Consider the following 6919-nt stretch of genomic DNA (forward strand, 5'->3'; position numbering starts at 1 on the left):
CCTGACCGACATCCTGGGTGACGAAGATCACCTGGGCGACATGGACTTCAGAGTCGCTGGCACCGAAGCGGGCATCACCTCGCTGCAGATGGACATCAAGGTCGCCGGCATCACCGCCGAAATCATGGAGAAAGCTCTGGAGCAGGCACGCGCTGGCCGCATGCACATCCTCGGCGAGATGAACAAGGCGCTCTCCGCGGGCCGCACGGAATTCTCCGCCCATGCTCCGCGCATCGAGACGATGACCGTTCCCACCGACAAGATCCGTGAAGTGATCGGCTCGGGCGGCAAGGTCATCCGCGAGATCGTGGAAGTCTCGGGTGCCAAGGTCGACATCAACGACGACGGCGTGATCAAGATCGCTTCGGCCAATGCCGAGGCCATCAAGAAAGCGCATGACATGATCCACGCCATCGTGGCTGAGCCCGAAGAGGGTCAGATCTACACCGGCAAGGTCGTGAAGCTCGTCGATTTCGGCGCCTTCGTGAACTTCTTCGGCAAGCGTGACGGTCTCGTCCACGTGTCCCAGATCGCCAACAAGCGCCTGAACCACCCGAGCGATCTGCTCAAGGAAGGTCAGGAAGTGAAGGTGAAACTTCTGGGCTTCGACGATCGCGGCAAGGTGCGCCTTGGCATGAAGATGGTCGATCAGGAAACCGGCGAAGAAATCGCGCCGGAAAAGCGCGAAGAGAAAGCCGACTGATCGGTTTGATCTGCTGGAAGATTGAGAAAGGCCCCGGAGGGATCCGGGGCCTTTTGCTTTTCGCGCGCCGGCTGGGTGGCGCGGATATGAAAAAGCCCCGGACGCTGCCGGGGCTCTCTCGTAAGCGGATAAGCTGGGCTCAGCCCTGCGACTTGACGGTGCGCAGGTAGGGCAGTTTGACGTCGACTTCGCCGAACTTCTCTTTCGCCTCGTCGGTCGAGACCGACAGCGCGACGATCACGTCCTGACCCGGCACCCAGTTCGCGGGGGTCGCGAAGGGCTTGCCGTCGGTCGCCTGAACGGCGTCGAGCGCGCGGATGATCTCGGCGAAGTTGCGGCCGACCGACATCGGGTAGGACATGGTCAGGCGGACTTTCTTGTCCGGGCCGATGATGAAGACGGTACGCACGGACGCCGAATCCGCGGCGGTGCGGCCGTCGGGCATGTAGGCATCGGCGGGCAGCATGTCATAGAGCTTCGAGACGTTCAGCGAGGTGTCGTCGATGATCGGGAAGTTCGCGGGCGCGCCGGCGACCTGCTCGATGTCCGATTTCCACTTCACGTGCTCTTCGACGCTGTCGACCGAGACGCCCATGACCTTGGTGTTGCGCTTCTCGAACTCGGGGGCGAGCTGGGCAACTGCACCGAATTCGGTGGTGCAAACCGGGGTGAAGTCTTTCGGGTGCGAGAACAGGATGGCGTAGCTGTCGCCGATCCAGTCGTGGAACTTGATCTCGCCAGCGGTCGAGTCAGCGGTGAAATCGGGAGCGGTGTCATTGATACGCAGGCCCATGAAAAACCTCCTGTGTTTGCGTAAAATCACGTCTTTCCGGGATATAAGCCCTCGTCGGGGTCCGTTCCAGCCAGTTTAGAACCTTTTTAAACTCGGAGCCTGCGACCTTTCGTCAGGCCTTGCGCAGGACGGGGAGTGGTGAAACGCTCGCGCGCGACATCTGTGTGCCGGAGGCTGAAATGATCGAGAAGCGGAATTTCTACATCAACGGGGAATGGGTCGCGCCCAAGGCGGCGCGCGACTACGAGGTGATCGACCCGTCCACTGAGGATCCCTGCGCGGTGATCTCGCTGGGTGACCAAGCCGATACGGATGCGGCGGTCGCTGCGGCGAAGGCCGCGCTGCCCGGCTGGAAGGCCACGGACCCGGCAGAACGGATCGCGGCGGTCGAGCGGATCGCCAAGGTCTATGCCGAGCGCGCCGAGGACATGGCGCAGGCGATGAGTCTCGAGATGGGCGCGCCGATCGAGCTGGCGCGCCGCAACCAGTGGGGCGCGGGCGCCTATCACATCAAGAACTTCATAGACGCGGCGAAGGCCTTCGACTGGGTGCATCCGCTGGGCGACGGCACGCCGGGCGCGATGATCGCCTATGAGGCGGTTGGCGTTGTGGGGCTGATCACGCCGTGGAACTGGCCGATGAATCAGGTGACGCTGAAGGTGATCCCAGCGATCCTCGCAGGCTGCACGATGGTGCTGAAACCGTCCGAGGAAGCGCCGCTCTCCTCGCTGCTGTTTGCGGAAATCCTCGATGCGGCGGGTCTGCCCAAGGGCGTGTTCAACCTCGTGAATGGCGATGGCGTTGGCGTCGGTACGCAGCTTTCGACCCATCCCGATGTCGAGATGATTTCCTTCACCGGTTCGACCCGGGCCGGCAAGGCCATCTCGAAGGCCGCGGCCGATACGCTCAAGCGCGTGACGCTGGAGCTGGGCGGCAAAGGCGCCAATCTGATCTTCGCCGATGCGGATGAGGATGCGGTCGCGCGCGGCGTGAAGCACTGCTTCCAGAACTCGGGCCAAAGCTGCAACGCGCCGACCCGAATGCTCGTCGAGCGTTCGGCCTATGACAAGGCCGTGGAAATCGCGCGCCAGACCGCAGAGGCCACGCAGGTGGCCAGCCCGCGCGAGGAGGGCAAGCATATCGGCCCGGTCGTGAACAAGGCGCAGTTCGACAAGATTCAGGGCCTGATCGAGACCGGCATCGCAGAGGGCGCGAAGCTGGTCGCGGGTGGTCCCGGGCGGCCCGAGCACCTCAATCGCGGGTTCTATGTCCGTCCGACGGTCTTTGCCGATTGCGATCCCTCAATGGCGATCATGAACGAGGAAATCTTCGGCCCCGTGCTGTCGATCATGCCCTTCGACAGCGAGGAGCAGGCAATCGAAGTGGCCAATGCCACGCCGTATGGTCTGACCAATTACCTGCAATCGGGCGATGGCGCGCGGCGCAACCGTCTGGCGCGGCAGCTGCGCTCGGGGATGGTCGAGATGAACGGCCAGGACCGAGGCGCAGGCGCGCCGTTCGGCGGCGTGGGTTCCTCTGGCCGGGCGCGCGAGGGTGGCCGCTGGGGCATCGAGGAATTCTGCGACGTGAAGTCGATCTCGGGCTGGGCGGAGTAAAAGGGGGCGCTGCCCCTCTTGGCCTATCGGCCAATTCACCCCGGGATATTTTGAAAGAGCGAAGAGGGGCGGTTGCGCAAGCGGCCGCCCTTCGACATGATCGCGCGGCTTTTGGAACGGGAGAATGAGATGAGCTTCACGCTGGCGACCTGGAACATCAACTCGGTGCGGCTGCGCGAGGGGCTGGTGCGCAAGCTGATGGAGGAAGAGGCGCCCGACGTGCTCTGCCTGCAGGAGTGCAAGAGCCCCGTCGAGAAGATCCCGCTCGAGGGATTCAAAGAGCTCGGCTACACCCACATGGTTGCGCGCGGCCAGAAGGGCTACAACGGCGTCGCGATCTTCTCGAAAATCCCGATGGAAGAGAACAGCGCCCATGATTTCGCCGATCTCGGCCATGCGCGTCACGTCGCGGGCACGCTCGAGAATGGCGTGACGATCCACAACTTCTATGTCCCCGCGGGCGGCGATGTGCCGGATCGCGAGGTGAACGAGAAGTTCGGGCAGAAGCTCGATTACCTCACTCAGATGCGCGATTACTTCAAAGCGGAAACGCCGCAGAAATCGATCCTCGTGGGCGATCTGAATATTGCTCCGCGCGAGGATGACGTCTGGAGCCACAAGCAGCTTCTGAAGATCGTCAGCCACACGCCGATCGAGGTCGAGCATCTGCACGACACGATGGAAGCGGGCAAATGGGTGGACATCACCCGGCAGGACATTCCCGAGGGGCTTTTGTATTCGTGGTGGTCCTATCGGGCGCGCGACTGGGATGCCGCCGACAAGGGGCGCAGGCTCGATCACATCTGGGCGACGCCGGATATTTCGAACGCGGCCCATGGCAGTCGTGTGCTGCGGGCTGCGCGCGGTTGGGAGAAGCCCTCCGATCACGCGCCGGTTTTCGCAACCTTCGATCTGTAATCGCTTGCGGCAGCGCGCCGCGGTCAAACGGGTTTGCGTTCGGCCCATCCGAGGCCATATAGGAAAGCAAATCCTCCGCAATTTCGGGAGACGGACATGCTGGAACTGGGTGGCGGCGCCAAGGCCGCAGGCAAGAGCGAATACGTCAAGGACGTGACCGAAGCCAATTTCATGGCCGAGGTGATCGAGAAATCGCAGACCGTGCCGGTCATCGTCGATTTCTGGGCGCCGTGGTGCGGCCCGTGCAAGCAGCTCGGCCCGGCGCTGGAAGCCGAGGTCGAAGCCGCGAAAGGCGCGGTCGTGATGGCCAAGGTCAATGTCGACGAAAACCAGATGATCGCAGGCCAGATGCGCGTGCAGTCGATCCCGACCGTCTATGCCTTCTGGCAGGGCCAGCCGATCGATGGTTTCCAGGGCGCGCTGCCGCCTTCCGAGATCAAGAGCTTCGTGGCCAAGCTGATCGAAGCGTCCGGCGGTGAGACCGGCAACGGTCTGGGCGATGCGGTCGAGGCGGCGGAAGCCATGCTGGCAGAGGGCGCGGCGGAAGACGCGGCGGAGACCTTCGCAGCGATCCTCGAAGAAGATGGCGAGCTGGCGGAGGCCCATGGCGGCCTGATCCGCGCGCGCATCGCGCTGGACCAACTGGATGCGGCAGGCGCGGCTTTGGCGGCTGTGCCCCCGAAACTGTCCGACAGCGCCCCGGTGGAGGCGGCGCGCGCGCAGCTCGATCTGGCGAAGCAGGCGCAATCGGCCGGACCGCTCGACGATGTCAAATCCAAGGTCGAGGCCAATCCCGACGATCATCAGGCGCGCTTCGACTATGCGCAGGCGCTCTATGCGGCGGGGAATGTCGAGGAAGCCGTGGACCAGCTGCTCGAGCTGTTCCGCCGTGATCGCGAATGGGATAACGAGGCCGCGAAGACGCAGCTTTTCACCATTTTCGACGCGCTCAAGCCGAACGATCCTATCGTGGCAAAAGGCCGCCGTCGTCTGTCGTCGATGATATTTGCCTGAGGGCAGGGTCGCGCTAGTTTCATCCTCATGATGAAGAAAGGCGACTTGCCCGAAATCCTTCCGCTTTTTCCGCTGCCCGGAGCGCTGCTGCTGCCCCGGGCGCGGCTTCCGCTGCACATCTTCGAGCCGCGCTATCTGCAGATGATCGAAGATTGCATGAAGACCAAGTCTCGGCTGATCGGAATGATCCAGCCGATCAAGGGGCCGGAGGGGCAAAACCACCTCAACGCGATCGGCTGCGCGGGCCGTCTGACCGGGTTCTCCGAGACCGAGGACGGGCGCTACATGATCACCCTGTCGGGGATCTCGCGCTATCGCATCGTGAAACAGATCGAGGGCTTCACCCCCTATATTCGCGCCGAGGTCAGCTGGGCCGGGTTCGAGCGCGATCTGGGTGCGGCCGAGCATGACAACGGCTTCGACCGCGACGAGTTTCTCGACCTGCTGGCGAAGTTTTTCCATGCGCAGGGGCTGGATACAGATTGGGAAACCTTGAAAGATGCCGATGACGAGTTGCTGATCAACTCGCTCGGGATGCTGTTGCCGCTGGAGCCCGAGGACAAGCAGGCGCTGTTGGAGGCGCCCTGTCTGGCCACCCGGCGCGAGACCTTGGTGACCCTGATCGAATATGCGCTGCATGGCGGCGGAGAGGAGCGGTTGCAATGAGCGACGAGACTGAGAGCGCATCGACCCCCGAAACGGCTCGCGAGAAGCCGCTGTTCGACCGGCACATGCTGGAGGCGCTCGTGTGCCCTCTGACCCATGCGGTGCTGAAATACGATGCCGAGAAACAGGAACTGGTCTCGCAGCCCGCGAAACTGGCCTTCCCGATCCGGGGCGGCATTCCGATCCTGCTGGCGGACGAGGCCCGCCGGATCGACGAGTAAGGCGCGTCGCTTACAGCGCGCGGCCCTGCAACAGGCGGGGCAGGGGGCCTGACAGGCCCGCCGCTTGCTGCATGAACCCGCGGCGCAGTCCCGGGATCGCTTGCACCAGCCCCATCCCCAGATCGCGCCCTGCTTTCAGCAGCGGATTGTCGTTCGAGAACAGCTTGTTCACCGTATCCATGCCAAGCGCGAGCGAGGTCGAGTCGAAGCGCCGCCAGCCCTGATAGCGCTCCAGCACGTCCTCGGCGCCGATATCCTCGCCGCGGCGCATTGCCTCCACCACGATCTCCGCCAGCGCCGCCACATCGCGTAGCCCGAGGTTCAGGCCTTGGCCCGCGATCGGATGCACGCCATGCGCCGCATCGCCCACCAGCGCCACGCGCGGCGCGACATAGGCTTTCGCAAGCGTCAGGTTCAGCGGGTAAGAAAACCGCGGCCCGGCCAGTTTGATCTCGCCCAGGAAATCCCCGAAGCGCGGGCGCAGTACGGCGAGGAAATCCTCGTCATTCAGCGCCGAGATCGTCTTCGCGTTTTCCTCGGTCTCGCTCCAGACGATCGACGACCGGTTGCCCTTCAGCGGCAGGATGGCGAGCGGCCCGGTCGGCATGAAGAACTGCTGCGCGATGCCGTTATGGGGTTTCTCGTGCTCGACCGCGGCCACCAGCGCGGTCTGGCCGTAGCCCCAACCTTCGCGGGTGATCCCGGCGCGTTCGGCCACGCCTGAGCGGCGACCGTCCGCGCCGATCAGCAGCTTCGCGGTCAGGGTCTTGCCGGTGGACAGGCTCACCTCGACCCCGCCCGGCACGACCTGCTGGCCTGTCACCTGCGTCTCGTGCAGCAGCGTGATCTTGTCGCTCGCCTCCATCGCATCGAGGAAGGCGCGATAGAGGTAGCGGTCCTCCAGCATGTAGCCGACCGGCGCCTGATCCAGCTCGCGCGCGTCGAAATGCAGGAAGAAAGGGGCCGCCCCTTCGCCTGCGTGACCGTC

8 protein-coding genes are annotated in these 6919 nt (G+C 63.8%); 6 read left to right on the forward strand and 2 right to left on the reverse strand.

Annotated features, from left to right (window positions below; translation table 11 throughout):
* Nucleotides 1–703: S1 RNA-binding domain-containing protein (locus B3D39_RS13355; RefSeq protein WP_286789784.1), on the forward strand; the 703-nt coding region annotated here is incomplete at its 5' end.
* Between the two features lie 139 nt (nt 704–842).
* Here the strand turns inward: B3D39_RS13355 and B3D39_RS13360 are convergent.
* A complete protein-coding gene (locus B3D39_RS13360) occupies nt 843–1496 on the reverse strand; it encodes a peroxiredoxin (protein ID WP_078521505.1) in 654 nt (217 codons plus the stop codon).
* Between the two features lie 179 nt (nt 1497–1675).
* Between B3D39_RS13360 and B3D39_RS13365 the strand changes: the two genes are divergently transcribed.
* From B3D39_RS13365 to B3D39_RS13385, 5 genes are all read left to right on the forward strand, one after another.
* Nucleotides 1676–3112 carry an aldehyde dehydrogenase family protein gene (locus tag B3D39_RS13365; protein ID WP_274961954.1) on the forward strand — a complete coding sequence of 479 codons (1437 nt, stop codon included), beginning with the start codon at nt 1676–1678 and terminating at the stop codon, nt 3110–3112.
* 129 nt (nt 3113–3241) lie between these two features.
* Nucleotides 3242–4030, forward strand: a complete 789-nt coding sequence (locus B3D39_RS13370) for an exodeoxyribonuclease III (RefSeq protein WP_078549812.1) — start codon at nt 3242–3244, stop codon at nt 4028–4030.
* Nucleotides 4031–4126: 96 nt separating this feature from the next.
* Complete coding sequence (locus B3D39_RS13375; RefSeq protein ID WP_274961953.1) at nt 4127–5044, forward strand: thioredoxin family protein; 918 nt, start codon at nt 4127–4129, stop codon at nt 5042–5044.
* A 27-nt stretch (nt 5045–5071) separates the two neighbouring features.
* Nucleotides 5072–5710, forward strand: a complete 639-nt coding sequence (locus B3D39_RS13380; RefSeq protein WP_078571183.1) for an LON peptidase substrate-binding domain-containing protein — start codon at nt 5072–5074, stop codon at nt 5708–5710.
* On the forward strand, nt 5707–5931 hold the full coding sequence (locus B3D39_RS13385) for a Trm112 family protein (RefSeq protein ID WP_078571184.1): 225 nt from the start codon (nt 5707–5709) through the stop codon (nt 5929–5931). Before B3D39_RS13380 ends, B3D39_RS13385 begins: the two co-directional genes overlap by 4 nt.
* 10 nt (nt 5932–5941) lie before the next feature.
* Here the strand turns inward: B3D39_RS13385 and B3D39_RS13390 are convergent.
* A partial coding sequence (locus B3D39_RS13390) for an FAD-dependent monooxygenase (RefSeq protein WP_286789785.1) occupies nt 5942–6919 on the reverse strand: 978 nt, incomplete at its 5' end.

It is taken from the genome of Thioclava sp. UBA3469, assembly GCF_002378135.1.
Classification (GTDB): domain Bacteria; phylum Pseudomonadota; class Alphaproteobacteria; order Rhodobacterales; family Rhodobacteraceae; genus Thioclava; species Thioclava sediminum.

Bases quoted from the DNA above. Each gene is read 5' to 3' on its own strand.
- B3D39_RS13360 (WP_078521505.1), bottom strand. From the start codon at position 1,496: ATGGGCCTGCGTATCAATGACACCGCTCCCGATTTCACCGCTGACTCG.
- B3D39_RS13365 (WP_274961954.1), top strand. From the start codon at position 1,676: ATGATCGAGAAGCGGAATTTCTACATCAACGGGGAATGGGTCGCGCCC.
- B3D39_RS13370 (WP_078549812.1), top strand. From the start codon at position 3,242: ATGAGCTTCACGCTGGCGACCTGGAACATCAACTCGGTGCGGCTGCGC.
- B3D39_RS13375 (WP_274961953.1), top strand. From the start codon at position 4,127: ATGCTGGAACTGGGTGGCGGCGCCAAGGCCGCAGGCAAGAGCGAATAC.
- B3D39_RS13380 (WP_078571183.1), top strand. From the start codon at position 5,072: ATGATGAAGAAAGGCGACTTGCCCGAAATCCTTCCGCTTTTTCCGCTG.
- B3D39_RS13385 (WP_078571184.1), top strand. From the start codon at position 5,707: ATGAGCGACGAGACTGAGAGCGCATCGACCCCCGAAACGGCTCGCGAG.